13 protein-coding genes are annotated in these 13875 nt (G+C 71.1%); 5 read left to right on the top strand and 8 right to left on the bottom strand.

Annotated features, from left to right (window positions below; genetic code table 11):
* Positions 1–103: 103 nt before the first annotated feature.
* The 3 genes from ACFRIC_RS04525 to ACFRIC_RS04515 are packed head-to-tail and all read right to left on the bottom strand — an operon-like array spanning position 104 to position 3475.
* Positions 104–853 (bottom strand): succinate dehydrogenase/fumarate reductase iron-sulfur subunit, encoded by a 750-nt coding sequence (locus tag ACFRIC_RS04525; RefSeq protein WP_382779250.1) that lies wholly within the window; start codon positions 851–853, stop codon positions 104–106.
* Positions 850–2802 carry a fumarate reductase/succinate dehydrogenase flavoprotein subunit gene (locus ACFRIC_RS04520; protein WP_382779247.1) on the bottom strand — a complete coding sequence of 651 codons (1953 nt, stop codon included), beginning with the start codon at positions 2800–2802 and terminating at the stop codon, positions 850–852. The genes ACFRIC_RS04525 and ACFRIC_RS04520 overlap by 4 nt, the downstream gene beginning before the upstream one ends.
* 1 nt (position 2803) lies before the next feature.
* Positions 2804–3475, bottom strand: coding sequence for a succinate dehydrogenase (locus ACFRIC_RS04515; RefSeq protein ID WP_382780789.1), 672 nt, complete (start codon positions 3473–3475; stop codon positions 2804–2806).
* Positions 3476–3595: 120 nt separating this feature from the next.
* Here ACFRIC_RS04515 and ACFRIC_RS04510 point away from each other — a divergent pair, with 120 nt between their 5' ends.
* Positions 3596–4486 carry a LysR family transcriptional regulator gene (locus ACFRIC_RS04510; protein ID WP_382779244.1) on the top strand — a complete coding sequence of 297 codons (891 nt, stop codon included), beginning with the start codon at positions 3596–3598 and terminating at the stop codon, positions 4484–4486.
* An 18-nt stretch (positions 4487–4504) separates the two neighbouring features.
* Here the strand turns inward: ACFRIC_RS04510 and ACFRIC_RS04505 are convergent, their stop codons facing one another.
* The 4 genes from ACFRIC_RS04505 to ACFRIC_RS04490 form a co-directional block, all read right to left on the bottom strand.
* Positions 4505–5284, bottom strand: a complete 780-nt coding sequence (locus tag ACFRIC_RS04505) for an SDR family NAD(P)-dependent oxidoreductase (protein ID WP_382779241.1) — start codon at positions 5282–5284, stop codon at positions 4505–4507.
* A 141-nt stretch (positions 5285–5425) separates the two neighbouring features.
* Entirely contained in the window at positions 5426–7561 is a 2136-nt protein-coding gene (locus ACFRIC_RS04500) for a putative bifunctional diguanylate cyclase/phosphodiesterase (RefSeq protein ID WP_382779238.1), read from the bottom strand.
* Positions 7558–8370: an SAM-dependent methyltransferase gene (locus ACFRIC_RS04495; protein WP_382779235.1), complete on the bottom strand. Its 813-nt coding sequence runs from the start codon at positions 8368–8370 to the stop codon at positions 7558–7560. Before ACFRIC_RS04495 ends, ACFRIC_RS04500 begins: the two co-directional genes overlap by 4 nt.
* Positions 8371–8809: 439 nt before the next feature.
* Positions 8810–9751, bottom strand: coding sequence for an SCO0930 family lipoprotein (locus ACFRIC_RS04490; protein WP_382779232.1), 942 nt, complete (start codon positions 9749–9751; stop codon positions 8810–8812).
* A gap of 717 nt (positions 9752–10468) precedes the next feature.
* Between ACFRIC_RS04490 and ACFRIC_RS04485 the strand changes: the two genes are divergently transcribed.
* From ACFRIC_RS04485 to ACFRIC_RS04475, 3 genes are all read left to right on the top strand, one after another.
* Positions 10469–10666, top strand: coding sequence for a hypothetical protein (locus tag ACFRIC_RS04485; RefSeq protein ID WP_382779230.1), 198 nt, complete (start codon positions 10469–10471; stop codon positions 10664–10666).
* Between the two features lie 16 nt (positions 10667–10682).
* Positions 10683–11447 (top strand): hypothetical protein, encoded by a 765-nt coding sequence (locus tag ACFRIC_RS04480; RefSeq protein WP_382779228.1) that lies wholly within the window; start codon positions 10683–10685, stop codon positions 11445–11447.
* Positions 11448–11672: 225 nt separating this feature from the next.
* Positions 11673–12209 (top strand): hypothetical protein, encoded by a 537-nt coding sequence (locus ACFRIC_RS04475; RefSeq protein ID WP_382779225.1) that lies wholly within the window; start codon positions 11673–11675, stop codon positions 12207–12209.
* 129 nt (positions 12210–12338) lie between these two features.
* On the opposite strand, the gene ACFRIC_RS04470 is transcribed toward ACFRIC_RS04475, so the two are convergent.
* A complete protein-coding gene (locus ACFRIC_RS04470; protein ID WP_382779222.1) occupies positions 12339–12830 on the bottom strand; it encodes a hypothetical protein in 492 nt (163 codons plus the stop codon).
* A 331-nt stretch (positions 12831–13161) separates the two neighbouring features.
* Here ACFRIC_RS04470 and ACFRIC_RS04465 point away from each other — a divergent pair, with 331 nt between their 5' ends.
* Complete coding sequence (locus ACFRIC_RS04465) at positions 13162–13827, top strand: class F sortase (protein ID WP_382779220.1); 666 nt, start codon at positions 13162–13164, stop codon at positions 13825–13827.
* Positions 13828–13875 lie beyond the last annotated feature (48 nt).

Here is a 13875-nt window from a genome sequence, read left to right as displayed (position 1 = left end):
GGATGCTGAATGACAGGGGTGCCCGGAAAAGCGAGACGGGACCGGGGTATGAGCACCACACCCGGTCCCGCCCGTCCGCACCGTACGGCGAACGACTTTGTGCCTAACGTTTGCCCGCTCGGCGGGTGGCGCGCAGCCACTCCTTGTTCATGGAGGTGATGGAGACCAGCGGGATGCCCTTGGGGCAGGCGGTCGCGCACTCCCCGGCCAGGGTGCAGCCGCCGAAGCCCTCCGCGTCCATCTGTCCGACCATGTCGAGCACCCGGGTCTCCCGCTCGGGGGCGCCCTGCGGCAGTACGTTCAGGTGGTTGATCTTGGCCGAGGTGAACAGCATGGCGGCGCCGTTCGGGCAGGCCGCCACGCAGGCGCCGCAGCCGATGCACTCCGCGTGCTCGAAGGCGAAGTCGGCGTCGGGCTTGGGGACGGGGGTGGCGTGCGCCTCGGGCGCGGCGCCGGTCGGGGCGGTGATGTAGCCGCCGGCCTGGATGATGCGGTCGAAGGCGGAGCGGTCGACGACGAGGTCCTTGACGACCGGGAAGGCGGCGGCCCGCCAGGGTTCGACGTCGATCGTGTCGCCGTCGCGGAAGGAGCGCATGTGGAGCTGGCAGGTGGTGGTGCGCTCGGGTCCGTGCGCCTCGCCGTTGATGACCAGGCTGCACGCGCCGCAGATGCCCTCGCGGCAGTCGTGGTCGAAGGCGACGGGGTCGTCCCCGGCGAGGATGAGCTCTTCGTTGAGGGTGTCGAGCATCTCCAGGAAGGACATGTCGGCCGAGATGCCGTCCACCTCGTACGTGGACATCGCTCCGTCGGCGTCGGCGTTCTTCTGCCGCCAGACGCGCAGGGTGAGCTTCATGCGTAGCTCCGCTGGGTGGGGTGGACGTACTCGAAGACCAGGTCTTCCTTGTGCAGGACGGGCGCGGTGCCGGTGTCGGTGAACTCCCAGGCGGCCGCGTACGAGAACTCCTCGTCCCGGCGGGCGGCCTCGCCGTCGGGGGTCTGGGACTCCTCGCGGAAGTGGCCGCCGCAGGACTCGGCGCGGTGCAGTGCGTCGAGGCACATCAGCTCGGCGAGTTCGAGGTAGTCGACGATGCGGTTGGCCTTCTCCAGGGACTGGTTGAACTCCTCTCCGCTGCCGGGGACCTTGATGCGCCGCCAGAACTCCTCGCGGATCTGCGGGATGCGTTCGAGGGCCTTGCGCAGGCCGCTCTCGGTGCGGGCCATTCCGCAGAACTCCCACATGAGTTCGCCGAGTTCGCGGTGGAAGGAGTCGGGGGTGCGGTCGCCGTCGACGGACAGGAGCAGGTTGACGCGGTCCTCGGTCTCGGCCAGGACCTCCTGCACGGCGGGGTGTCCGGTGGTGACGGGCTGCTGCTTCGGGTTGCGGGCGAGATAGTCGTTGATCGTCGAGGGCAGGACGAAGTAGCCGTCCGCGAGTCCCTGCATGAGGGCGGAGGCGCCGAGCCGGTTCGCGCCGTGGTCGGAGAAGTTGGCCTCGCCGATCGCGAACAGGCCGGGGACGGTGGTCTGGAGGTCGTAGTCGACCCACAGTCCGCCCATGGTGTAGTGCACGGCGGGGTAGATCCGCATGGGCACGGTGTACGGGTCCTCGGCGGTGATCCGGGCGTACATGTCGAAGAGGTTGCCGTACTTCTCCTCGACCGCGGCACGGCCCATCCGCCGGATGGCGTCGGCGAAGTCGAGGTAGACGCCCTGGCCGCCGGGGCCCACTCCCCTGCCCTCGTCGCAGACGTTCTTGGCGGCGCGGGAGGCGATGTCGCGGGGCACGAGGTTGCCGAAGGAGGGGTAGATGCGCTCCAGGTAGTAGTCGCGCTCGTCCTCGGGGATCTCGTTCGGCGGGCGGGCGTCGCCGTGTGCCTTCGGGACCCAGATGCGGCCGTCGTTGCGCAGCGACTCGCTCATCAGGGTGAGCTTGGACTGGTGGTCGCCGGTGCGCGGGATGCAGGTGGGGTGGATCTGGGTGAAGCAGGGGTTGGCGAAGTAGGCGCCGCGCCGGTGGGCCCGCCAGATCGCGGTGGCGTTGGAGTTCATGGCGTTCGTCGAGAGGTAGAAGACGTTGCCGTAGCCGCCGCTCGCCAGGACGACCGCGTCGGCGAAGTGGGTGTCGATCCGGCCGGTGATCAGGTCGCGGGCGACGATGCCGCGGGCGCGTCCGTCGACCACGATCAGGTCCAGCATCTCGGTGCGAGGGTGCATCTCGACGTTGCCGGCGGCGATCTGCCGGGACAGGGCCTGGTAGGCGCCGAGCAGGAGCTGCTGGCCGGTCTGGCCGCGGGCGTAGAAGGTGCGGGAGACCTGGACGCCGCCGAAGGACCGGGTGTCGAGCAGGCCGCCGTACTCGCGGGCGAAGGGCACGCCCTGGGCGACGCACTGGTCGATGATCTCGACCGAGATCTGCGCCAGGCGGCGGACGTTGGACTCGCGGGCCCTGAAGTCGCCGCCCTTGACGGTGTCGTAGAAGAGCCGGTGCACGGAGTCGCCGTCGTTGCGGTAGTTCTTCGCGGCGTTGATGCCGCCCTGCGCGGCGATCGAATGGGCCCGGCGCGGGGAGTCCTGGTAGCAGAACTGGACGACGTGGTAGCCCTGTTCGGCGAGGGTGGCGCCGGCGGAGCCGCCCGCGAGGCCGGTGCCGACGACGATCACGGTGTGCTTGCGGCGGTTGGCGGGGTTGACCAGCTTGGCCTCGAAGCGGCGCCTGTCCCAGCGCTCTTCGACCGGGCCGGCCGGTGCCTTGGTGTCGGCGACGGGTTCGCCGGTCGTGAAGTGGGCGTATTCGGTGGTCATTTCAGCTCACCACTCCGGTCATGACGCCCACGGGTACGGCGATGAAGCCCGCCGTGAGCAGCAGTGCGAGGACGTCGGCGACGGTCTTGAGGGCGCGGTCGCGGGTGCGGCTGCCGGCCCCGAGTGTCTGGGCGGCGCTCCAGAAGCCGTGCCGGATGTGCAGGCCGAGCGCGAGCATCGCGACGATGTAGATGACGTTCCCGTACCAGGTGGAGAAGGTGTCCACGACGTTCTGGTAGGGGTGGCCCTCCTGGAAGCCGCCGGAGTGCACGGTGCCGGTGGTCAGGTCGAGGAGGTGCCAGACGATGAACAGGCCGAGGATGATCCCGCCCCAGCGCATCGTGCGGGTGGCGTAGCTCGCGCCGCGCTTCCGGTGCACGTACCGGGTGGGCCGGGCCTTGATGTCGCGCCGGCTGAGCTGGTACGCCGAGGTGGCGTGCGCGATCACGGCGACGACCAGGACCACGCGGACGAGCCACAGGGTCCACTCGTAGTGCATGAACGGTTCGCCGATGGTGCGCAGCCAGTGCGCGTAGTGGTTGAACTCGCCCGCTCCGAAGTAGATCTTCAGGTTCCCGATCATGTGGGCGACCAGGTAGAGCAGCATGATCAGGCCGCTGACGGCCATCACGGTCTTCTTGCCGACGGAGCTGTCCCACACGGTGCGCGCCATGGACGGCCGTCGGTCCGTCCGCGTTGCCAGAGCCATGGGAAGAGACGGTAGGTCGCCAGGCACCGATCGGTCCAAGACATGAAGCGGCTGGTTTCCATAGACCTGGGCTATGGTCGAAGGGTGCAGTTCCACCAGCTCCAGTACTTCGTGGCCGTCGCGGAGACCCGGCACTTCACCCGGGCCGCCGACCTGGTGCATGTCGCGCAGCCCTCGCTGTCCCAGCAGATCAAGGCGCTGGAGCGGGAGTTGGGGGCCGATCTGTTCCTGCGGGCACGCGGGAACATCACGCTGACCGACGCGGGCGAGGCGCTGCTGCCGCTGGCCCGGCGCATCCTCGCCGACGCGGACACGGCCCGGCACGAGGTGCAGGAGCTGGCCCAGTTGCGCAGCGGCAGGGTGCGGCTCGGCGCGACCCCGAGCCTGTGCACGGGCCTGCTGCCCGACGTGCTGCGCGCCTTCCACGACCGCTATCCGGGCATCCGGCTGCTGATCGAGGAGGGCGGCTCGCACGATCTCGTACGGGAACTCGCGCGCGGCGCGCTCGACCTGGCCCTGGTCGTCCTGCCCCTGCCCACCCCGTCCCCCGCGCTGACCACGGTGGAGCTGCTGCGCGAGGACCTGGTGGTGGTGTCGTCGCCCGACGCTCCGCCGCCCGGCGGGCGCGGCGGGCGGCGCGCGGTGCGGGTCGCCGATCTGGAGGGCGAGCGGCTGGTGATGTTCCGGCACGGCTACGACCTGCGGGAGCTGACCGTCGCCGCCTGCCGGGCCGAGGGCTTCGAACCGGACTTCGCGGTCGAGGGCGGGGAGATGGACGCGGTGCTGGGCTTCGTCCGGGCGGGCCTCGGCGTGGCCGTCGTACCGCGCATGGTGGCCGCGCGGTCCGGGTCCGGCCTGCGGGTGACACCGTTGGCGCCGCCCGGTCTGGAACGGACCATCGCGCTGGCGCACCGCAGTGACGTGGCGCCGCCCCGGGCGGCCCGGGAGCTGCAGCGGATGCTGCTGGAGCGCTGACGGCGGACCGCCCCGGGCTCACCAGGTCGGGATGAGGCCGCCGTCGATCACGAAGTCGCTGCCGGTGATGTTGCGCGCCCCGTCCGAGGCGAGGAAGAGGACGAGTCCGGCCACCTCGGACGGCTCCGAGAAGCGGCCGGTGACGGTCGCGCCGGACGCCTTGGCGACGACGTCGTCGGGGGTGAGCCCGGCGGACGCCGAGACCGTCGCGGCCACTCCCCCGCCGCCGAGCCACAGGTCGGTCTTCACCGGGCCGGGGCTCACCGTGTTGACGCGGATGCCCTGCGGGCCGACCTCCTTGGACAGGGCCTTGGAGAACGCGACCAGGGCCGCCTTGCCCGCGCTGTAGTCGATGACCAGCGGGTCCGGGAGTGTGGCGTTGACCGAGGCGATCGTCACGACCGAGCCGTCACCGGCGGCCAGCATCACCGGCAGGGCCGCACGGGTGACCCGTACGGCCGTGAACAGGTTCAGTTCGAGGCTGCGCCGCCACTCCTCGTCGGTGACCGACAGGAAGCCGCCGGTGCGGGCGGGGGCCGTACCCACGTTGTTGACCAGGACGTCGATCCGTCCGCCCGCCGCCTCGACGAGCCTGGCCGCGGCGTCCGGTTCGGCGAGGTCGGCCGGCACCCAGGTCACGTTCCCCTTGGCGGCCAGGGCGTCGAGGCCCGCCGAGGTGCCGCGGGAGCCGGCGATCACCGTGGCGCCCGCCCCGGCCAGCGCCTCCGTGACCGCGAGTCCGATGCCCTTGCTGGCTCCGGTGACGACGGCGGTCCTGCCCTGAAGTTCCGTGCTCATCCGTCTCAGCTCCATGTGTGGGAGGTGCTCCCCGTCCATGAGACATACGAAGGGCCGCGGGCGCGAGGCGTGCCGTGCGCCCGGGACGTCCGCCCCCGCGCGGCGTGCCTCCGGTGACGGAGGCGCGCCGCGTGGACGGGCTCAGCCGACCGCGTCGACCAGGGCCAGCTCGTGCAGCCGCTCCGGCGGTCCGGGGCGGGCGTAGTACCAGCCCTGGGCGGTGTCGCAGCCCAGGATCCGAAGCTGTTCGGCCTGCGCGCCGGTCTCCACGCCCTCGACGGTGACCGCCAGGTCGAGGCTGTGGGCGAGGGAGACGATGCCCTCGACGATCTTCAGGTCGACGGGATCCGCCGGGAACTGCTGCATCCCCTGGGTGAAGGAGCGGTCCAGCTTGAGGATGCTGACCGGCAGGCGCCGCAGGTTGGCCAGGTTCGAGTAGCCGGTGCCGAAGTCGTCGAGCGCGATGTCGACGCCCATCTCGGCGAGCCGGCGCAGCGGCTTGAGGAGGTCGTCGTCGGCGCCGATCAGCGCGGACTCGGTGACCTCCAGGCACAGCGCCTGGGCGTCGAGACCCTCGCGCTCCAGGATGTCCACGGTGTCCTGGACCAGGCCGGGATGGGTGAGCTGGCACGGCGAGAGATTGACGTTGACGCGCAGCGGACCCGCGTCGGAGTGCCGCTCCTGCCAGCTACGGGCCTGCCGCACCGACTGCTCCAGGACCCAGCGGCCGAGCGGCACGATCAGTCCGGTGTGCTCGGCGAGCGGGATGAAGCGGTCCGGTCCGAGGACGCCGTGCTGCGGGTGCAGCCAGCGCACCAGCGCCTCCGCGCCCCGCACGCTGCCGTCGCCGAGGTGCACCAGCGGCTGGTACTCGATGAAGAACTCGCCCCGGTCCAGGGCGGCGGGCAGCGCGGTGGTCAGCCCGTTGCGGGTGATGGCGCGCGCGTCGGCCTCGGGGTCGGCCAGCTCGAAGCGGTTGCCGCCCGCGGACTTGGCCCGGTACATCGTGATGTCGGCGCTGCGCAGCACCTCGGCGGCGCCGCGCTCCCCGGCCGGCCCCTCGACGACGCCGACGCTGCCCCGCACGGTCAGGTCACGGCCGTCGATGCTGATCGGGGTGACGAGCGCGTTCATGATGCGCCCGGCCAGTTCGTCGACCTCGCGCTCGGTGTGCGGGCCGGTGGTCAGGGCCACGAACTCGTCGCCGCCGAGCCGGGCGACCATCTCGCCGGGGGCGGTAGCGCAGGACTGGAGGCGGTCGGCGACCTCGACGAGCAGCCGGTCGCCGGCCGCGTGCCCGAGGCTGTCGTTGATGGTCTTGAAGCCGTCGAGGTCGAGGTAGCAGAGCCCGAAGCGCTGCCCCTCCCCCGCGGCCAGCGCCTTCTCCAGGCGCTCGAAGAACAGGGTGCGGTTGGGCAGTCCGGTCAGCGCGTCGTGGGTCGCCTCGTAGCGCAGCCGCAGATTGAGCAGCCGCCGCTCGGTGGTGTCCTCCATCAGCGCGAGCTGGTACTGGGGCTGGCCGTCCGCGTCGCGGAGCAGGGAGACCGTCAGGTTGGTCCACAGGGCGGTGCCGTCGGGGCGGTAGAACGCCTTCTCGACGTGGTAGTGCTCGCGCTCGCCGCGCACCAGTTCCTCGTACAGCCGCCACACCTGGGGAGCGTCCTCGGCGTGGGTCCATTCCGGGACCTTGCGGCCGCGCATGGTCTGTTCGGAGCCGCCGAACATCCGCAGCAGGGCGCCGTTGGCCTGGAGGATGTTGCCTTCGAGGTCGGCGATGGCGATGCCTATGGCCGCGCCCTCGAACACCGCGCGGAAGCGGGCCTCGCTGTCGTGCAGCGCCTCGGCCACCGCGCTGCGCGCGGTCAACGCCGCCTGCGAGATGGCCTGTTGTTCGGAGAGGGTGCGCTCGCGCAGCGCCTCGGCGTACCCGGCGGCCATCGCGTGCTGGAGTCGCGCGGAGCGGGTGCGCAGGGCCTCCTTGGGGCCGTCCTCGCCGCAGTAGAGCACGAGGTAGGCGTCGACGCAGTCGAGGGCCCTGCTGAGGGCCTCGGGGTCGGTGCAGTGCGCGGCGACGAGGGCGGCTCCGACGCCGCGTCCCTCGGCCGCCTCGAAGGTCCTGGCCCGCAGCGCCTCGCTCAGCCGCCGGGCGAGCGGCAGCAGTTGTTCCTCGAACTCCGGCCGGGTCAGCGAGGTGGAGGTGACGGGGAAGACCGCGCGGCTCCAGATCGTCGCGAACCGGCGCAGTCTGTCCTCCGGCCCGTCCGGCTCGGCGCTCACGCCGTGCGTCCCACGCCGCCGAACCCGGAGAAGGAATAGGGATCCTCGTCCTCGGACGCCGTGTCGGGCCGCCAGTTCGGCATCGGCACCAGTCCGGGTTCCACCATGTCGTACCCCTCGAAGAACCGCGCGATCTCGTCGCGCGTGCGCATGATCAGCGGGTTGCGGATGTCCTTGTAGACGTCGACCGTGCCCTCGGCCTGCTCCCGCGGGAGCGGAATGCCCTCGAACGAGGCATGCGTGACGACGAGCATGCTTCCCGGCGCGAGGGCGTCGCGCAGTTCGGCCACCGCCCGGTACGGGTCGTCCGCGTCTTCCACGAAGTGAAGTATGGCAACGAGAAGCACCGCGACCGGCCGGTTCAGGTCGATCAGCCGCTGAACCGGGTGGCTCAGCAGGATCTCCTGGGGCTTGAGCAGGTCCGCGGCGACGACGTCCGCGTCCTCGTTGTCGCGCAGCACGACCTCGCTGTGTGCGACGGCAACCGGGTCGTGGTCGACGTAGACGACCCGCGCGCCGGGCCGGGCGGCCTGGGCGATCTCGTGGACGTTGCCGAACGTCGGGATGCCGGAGCCGATGTCGAGGAACTGGTCGATGCCCTCGGCGGCGGCGTGGCGGACGGCCCGGCGCATGAACGCCCGGTTCGCCTGCATGATCTTGGGAAGTCCCGGCATGAACTCCATCGCCTTGCGCGCCGCTTCCCGGTCGACCTCGAAGTTGTGCGAACCGCCCAGGTAGTAGTCGTATATCCGGGACACGCTCGGCACTGAGATGTCAATGCTGCGAGGGGCCCAGGCGGGACGCTCCATCTATCTCTCCAAGGCGTAGGCGACGGCACGGACGATCCGGTGTTCGAGCAGAGGCTACTGATCGCCCGCCAAAGGAGCGAGTCAAACCGGAAATTGACCGTCCGTTCCCGGTCACTGCCTCAGGCACGTGCCGAATTGGCATCTGCGAACGTATACCGCGCACGCCACTCACCGCCCTCGCGAAATCCCTCCGAAGCATTCCAAAAAGCTCCGCGGGGTCACGAAGCGTGGTCAAGTCTCCCGCCGGGCCGAGGCGTTCTTTCACATCCGGGCCGACGCCCGGATCTTTCACGTTCCGGCGACGGCCGGAAACCTTCGCCGCCGGAACGTGAAAGTCCGCCGGAAGCAGCGCACAAGGGTCCGCCCCCTCCGTGGAGGGGGCGGACCCTTGGCGGCGCGTTCGTGCGGGCGGGGCGGTCGACCGTGGGGTGCCGGTGCCCTACTTGGCCGCGCCGACCGGCTTTCCTTCGGGCGAGACCGCGTACCACGTGCCGCCCACGCCCTGACCGTTGGTGTCGCCGGGGGCGCTGTCACCGGAGAAGGTGTAGATCGGCCAGCAGTTGACCGTCATCTGCTTCAGACCGTCGGGGCGGGTGAAGGGCATCAGGCCCTTCTTCTTGACGCCCTTGGTGTCGGCCTCGTCGACCGGGGCGACCGCGGGCCACTTCTCCAGGCAGGCGCCCGTGCAGGCCGACTTCGAGACGGGCCAGGCCTGGTCCTTCATGAAGCGGTAGACGGTCATGCCGTTCTTGTCGACGATGATGTCGCCGAGCTTCGGGTCCTTGCGGACCGACAGGCCGGGCAGGGAGGCCAGCGTGGCCTTCTTGCCGTCGGGCGCCGAGGCGAACCACGTCCCGCCCACGTTCTGCCCGTTGGTGTCACCGGCCTTGGTGTCCTTGGCGTACCGGTACATGGGCCAGCCGCCGATGGTGAGCTGCTTTGTGCCGTCGGTCCTGGTGACCTCGCCGAGCAGCGCCTTGTCGACACCGGTGGCGGCCTCGGCACCCTCGGCGGGCACCGGCGGCCAGGCCTTCGCGCAGTCGCCGTCACAACTCGACTTCGGGGGCTCGGCCGTGTCCTTGTCGAAACGGTAAAGGGTGAATCCGGCGCCGTCGGTCAGCACCTTGCCGACCTTGGCGCTCTCGCTCACGGACAGCTCGCCCGCGGCTTCCGGCTTGGCGGCGGCGCTCGCGTCGGAATCGGCTCCGTAGCCGTTGCCCGCACCCGCGGTGGTGCTGGTGCCGTAACCCCCCGCCTGCGCGGTGGCGCCGACGTTCTGGGCACCCGTCGCAGTGCCATTTTCCTGACCACACGCCGTCGTGAGCGCCAGCACGGCCGCAGCTGACGCTACGAGTGAGGCGCTCCGCCAGGAGGTCTTCATTGGTAACTCCCGCTGTTCGCATAAGTGTTGCAGCGCCCTGCAGCGCCGCGCATGGCCCTAGGTACGGGCGGGAGGTGCAGGAGCGTTCAAAGGGGTGCCACATTTCTTTCGGAAGACTGTGACGCCGTTCGAAACGGACCGCCCACGCGTTCGAGCCACGGCGGCGTTCGTCGGCCCCACGCGTCAAGCCGCCGGGGGGCCGAGGTACCCAATTCGTGGCCATTCCAGGACACTTCGGCGTGACCGGGCCCCTCACACTCCATGATCTCCGTCGTGCACGCACCCCAGCGGACCCGATCCGCCCTCGTCATACGGGTACTGGCGCTGACGGCGCTCACCTGGCTCCTCGTCGGCGCGCCCAGCGGAACGGCCGCGGCCGACGCCTGTGCCTACGCCTCGACCGGCCCGGACGGTGAGGGGATCACCGCGGTGGCCGTGGCGGGCGACGGGGCGGTCGCCGTCGCCGGGCACACCATCCGGTGCCCGCCCCCGACGCCCACCCCGCCCTGCCCGCCGACCCCCACGCCCACGCCACCACCTCCGGCCCCCGAGCCCCCTCCCCCGCCGAAGCCGAGTCCCAGGCCCGAGCCGAAGCCGACGCCACCTCCGCCGCCGCCCACTCACGCGCCGAAACCCGCGCCGCCTCCGGCTCCGCCGCCCCCACCGCCCCCACCGCCTCCACCGCCGGTGCCGAAGCCTCCGCCGCCGGCTCCGGTCGTGGCACCGAGACCCGCTCCCGAGCCCGCCCCGACACCCCGTGCGCGTCCCGCACCGCGGCCGGTTCCGGTCAGCTATCCGGCGTACCGCGCCCCGGCGCACAAGCACGCGCCCCGCGGCGGCCCCTCGCTGGTCTCGTTCACCCTGCTCATCACCGCGCCCGCGGTGCTCGCCGTCGCGGCACTGCGCCCGCGCTGACCCCTGGAGGCACACTGTGTCGGATTGGCTTGTTCTCGCCCTGGCGATGGCGGCCGCGTGCCTCGTGGTCCTCGTCGTGACGCTCCTGCGTCATCGCAGGGCCCGCGAGGACGAGGACCCCACCGAGACGCCGGACGTCATCGAGTACATGACGATGATGATCGGCGTGGTGTACGCCATCGTCCTCGGACTGGCCATCGCCGGTGTCTGGGAGGCCCGCGGCGGCGCCGAGAGCCAGGTGCAGACGGAGGCCCAGGCCCTGCACGAGATCTCCGAACGGGTCCGGGTCTACCCGCCCGACGTCCGCGACCGGATCCGCGGCGACGTCGACACGTACGTCCACTACGTGGTCACCACCGAGTGGAAGGCCATGGCCGAGCAGGGCCGGGTGACCGACGAGGGCGGACGGCTCCTCGACCGGGTCCGGCACGACGTCACCGATTACCAGCCGAAGTCGGACTTCGAGGCCCAGGCCTACCAGCCGCTCCTCGACCAGGTGACGGCGGCCGACACCGCGCGCAGCGCCCGCGCCGACTCGACCGGGGCGACCATGCCCGGGGTGGTGTGGTTCGGGCTGATCACCGGTGCCGTGGTGACAGTGGGGATGATCTTCGCGCTGCAGATCAGGCGCACCGCGCGGGAACTGATCCTGGCCGGGCTGTTCTCCGCCCTGATCGCGTTCCTGCTGTTCCTGATCTGGGACTTCGACGCGCCCTACAGCCGCGGGCTCACGACGTCGGCGGAAGCCTTCACCTCGCTGTTCCCGCAGCTTCCCGGGTGACGCGGTCCTGAGCACTCTCCGCGGGCGGAGGGACGCGCGCCACGCCGTGCCCGTCCCCCGTCCGCGGGCACGGCGTCCCCCGGACGGCCCACACAATTGCCCCGTTCGCGCTACTGGGATCGCGTCCTTGTTCGGCCTTTCCTAGCGTTCCGATCATCGAGGTGCATTTCTGGCGCAAGCGGAAAAGGTCCGCAGCAAGGCTCCTCGGGGACCTGGAGGCTCACCATGCGCGCGATACGCGTCGCTTCGGCCGCACTGCTGGGCGTGACCGCCCTGACCTTCGCCGCACCCGCCGCGCTCGCCGGTGACGGTGACCACGGACTCACCCCGATCACCCCGTTCGCCTTCAGCGTGCAGCCGTCGACCGTCGCGCCCGGGGGGCAGGTGTCGCTGCTCCTGAAACGGGACGGCCAGTGCCGGGGCACCGCCACGGTCACCTCCGGGGTCTTCGACACCGTCAGCATCCCGCCGGGACAGTCCTCGGCCACCGCCACGGTCGACTGGGACGCCAGACCCGGCGCCGTGTACGACGTGACGTTCTCGTGCAGCGGGGCGAGCGGCAGCACCGGTCTCACCATCGCCGGCGGCCGGCCGGTCACGCCGACCCCGGTTCCGCTCCAGCGGGGCGTGCGGGCCGGTGTCGGCGGCAGCGCCGGCGGCTTCGACCTGAAGCAGATCGGGATGGGTACGGCGCTCATCGCCGGTTCGGTCGGCGCGGCCTGGTACCTGTCCCGCCGGCGCACCTCCTCCGACGAGACCTGACACGACGGCACAGCCCTTCACCCCGGACCCGGTCGGGCGGGTCCGGAGCGAAGGGCTGTCAGGTGTGGCTCCGCGCGGCGAGGGCCGGCCTCCGAAGGGGGCGGGACCGGCCGTTCACCGGTGGAACGGTCAGATGTGCCGCTCCGACCTGCGCCGCATCCAGAACACCCCGCCGCCGACGGCCGCCGCGGCCACCAGACCGCCGCCGATCGCCATGTCGGTGGGCGTGGCACCGGTGGAGCTGCTGCCGCCGAGACCACCGCGCACACCGCCGATGACGGTGAAGGCGGCCGGGCGGGTCAGCGGGCCCGTCCCGTCGCAGTTGACGGTGATGTCGTACGAGCCGGGGCTGGCGTCCTGGTTGATGGTGGCCGTACCGCTGGACGCCTCGGTGCGGCTGCCCAGGAGCGGCGAGAGTCTGGCCTGACGGAACGCCGGAGAGGTCATCGTGCCTCCCCTCGGGCACCCGTCGACCGTCACGGTGAGCTGGCCGCCCCGGGCGATGACGCTGGGCTGCGCGACGATGTTGCTCGGCGTGTTCCACGCCGCGGCCATCGGGGCGGCGAGCCCCACGGCGGCGACCGCGGCGGCGGACACCGCCAGGGCACGAGTAGTACGCATGTGATCCTCCGCGGGGGCGCCCCGGGAACCGTCCCCGGTGGATCGGCGAGAAAGCGCCTCCCAGTCAGACCCTCAGATGCCGTGCACGGGGCCGCATTTCGGGAATGGTCCGTCCTGGTGAGAGGACACGCCGAAGGAATTCCACACAATCGGATATTGCCGCAGGTCACGGACCGTCAGAAAATTCCTGGTCACGGCAACTCGGATGGCGCACGGGGCATTCCCGCCGCCACCCGTTCGCCCGTGCCCCGTCGCCGGGCGGCCTTGCTGCCATTAGCGTGCTCATATGCGCGGATGACGAGGCGACGGCCGCGTCGAGAGGGGATTGCGAATGTCTGCGTCCGACGAGTTGGCCGAAGAGGAGGAGCGGCGGAGGAAGCGCGCTCCTTGGGGCGTCATAGCGCTTGTTCTGCTGACCGGCCTCGCACTCATTCGGAACGGTTCCGGCGAGTTCGACGTGGGCCCCCCGCAGCCGGCCTCGGCGGCCGCGGCGGACAGCCGCACACCGGGCGGCACGTTCTCGAAGACGCCCGCCGCGCTGCCGTACTCCGTGGTCGACCGGGTGCGGATCCCGGCGATCCGCGTCGACGCCCCCGTGATGCCGGTGGGGCTGGACGTGGACGGCTGGGTCGACGCGCCGCCGCCCGACGACCCGAATCTCGCGGGCTGGTTCACCGGCGCGGTCTCGCCCGGCGAGAAGGGCACGGCCGTGATCGTGGGCCATGTCGACAACATGCAGGGCCCCGCCGTCTTCTACGGGCTCGGGGCGCTCAAGAAGGGGAACAAGGTCGAGGTCCAGCGCAAGGACGGGAAGACCGCGGTGTTCGAGATCTACGGCATCGAGGTCTTCGCGAAGAGCAATTTCCCCGGCGACCGTGTCTACAACAGCAAGGGAACCCCCGAATTGCGTGTCATCACGTGCGGGGGCGGATTCTCCAAGCAGCACGGCTACGACGGGAACGTGGTCGTCTTCGCGCGCCTTTCCGAGGTGCGCTGAGCGTTCCCGGACCGGTCCGCGAGAAAGCCGGTCGGTGAGGCGTTCCGC

Source organism: Streptomyces sp. NPDC056738 (genome assembly GCF_042790435.1).
Lineage (GTDB): Bacteria > Actinomycetota > Actinomycetes > Streptomycetales > Streptomycetaceae > Streptomyces.
Note: the sequence above shows the minus strand (reverse complement) of the source record. Positions and strands in the feature narration are given on the sequence as shown.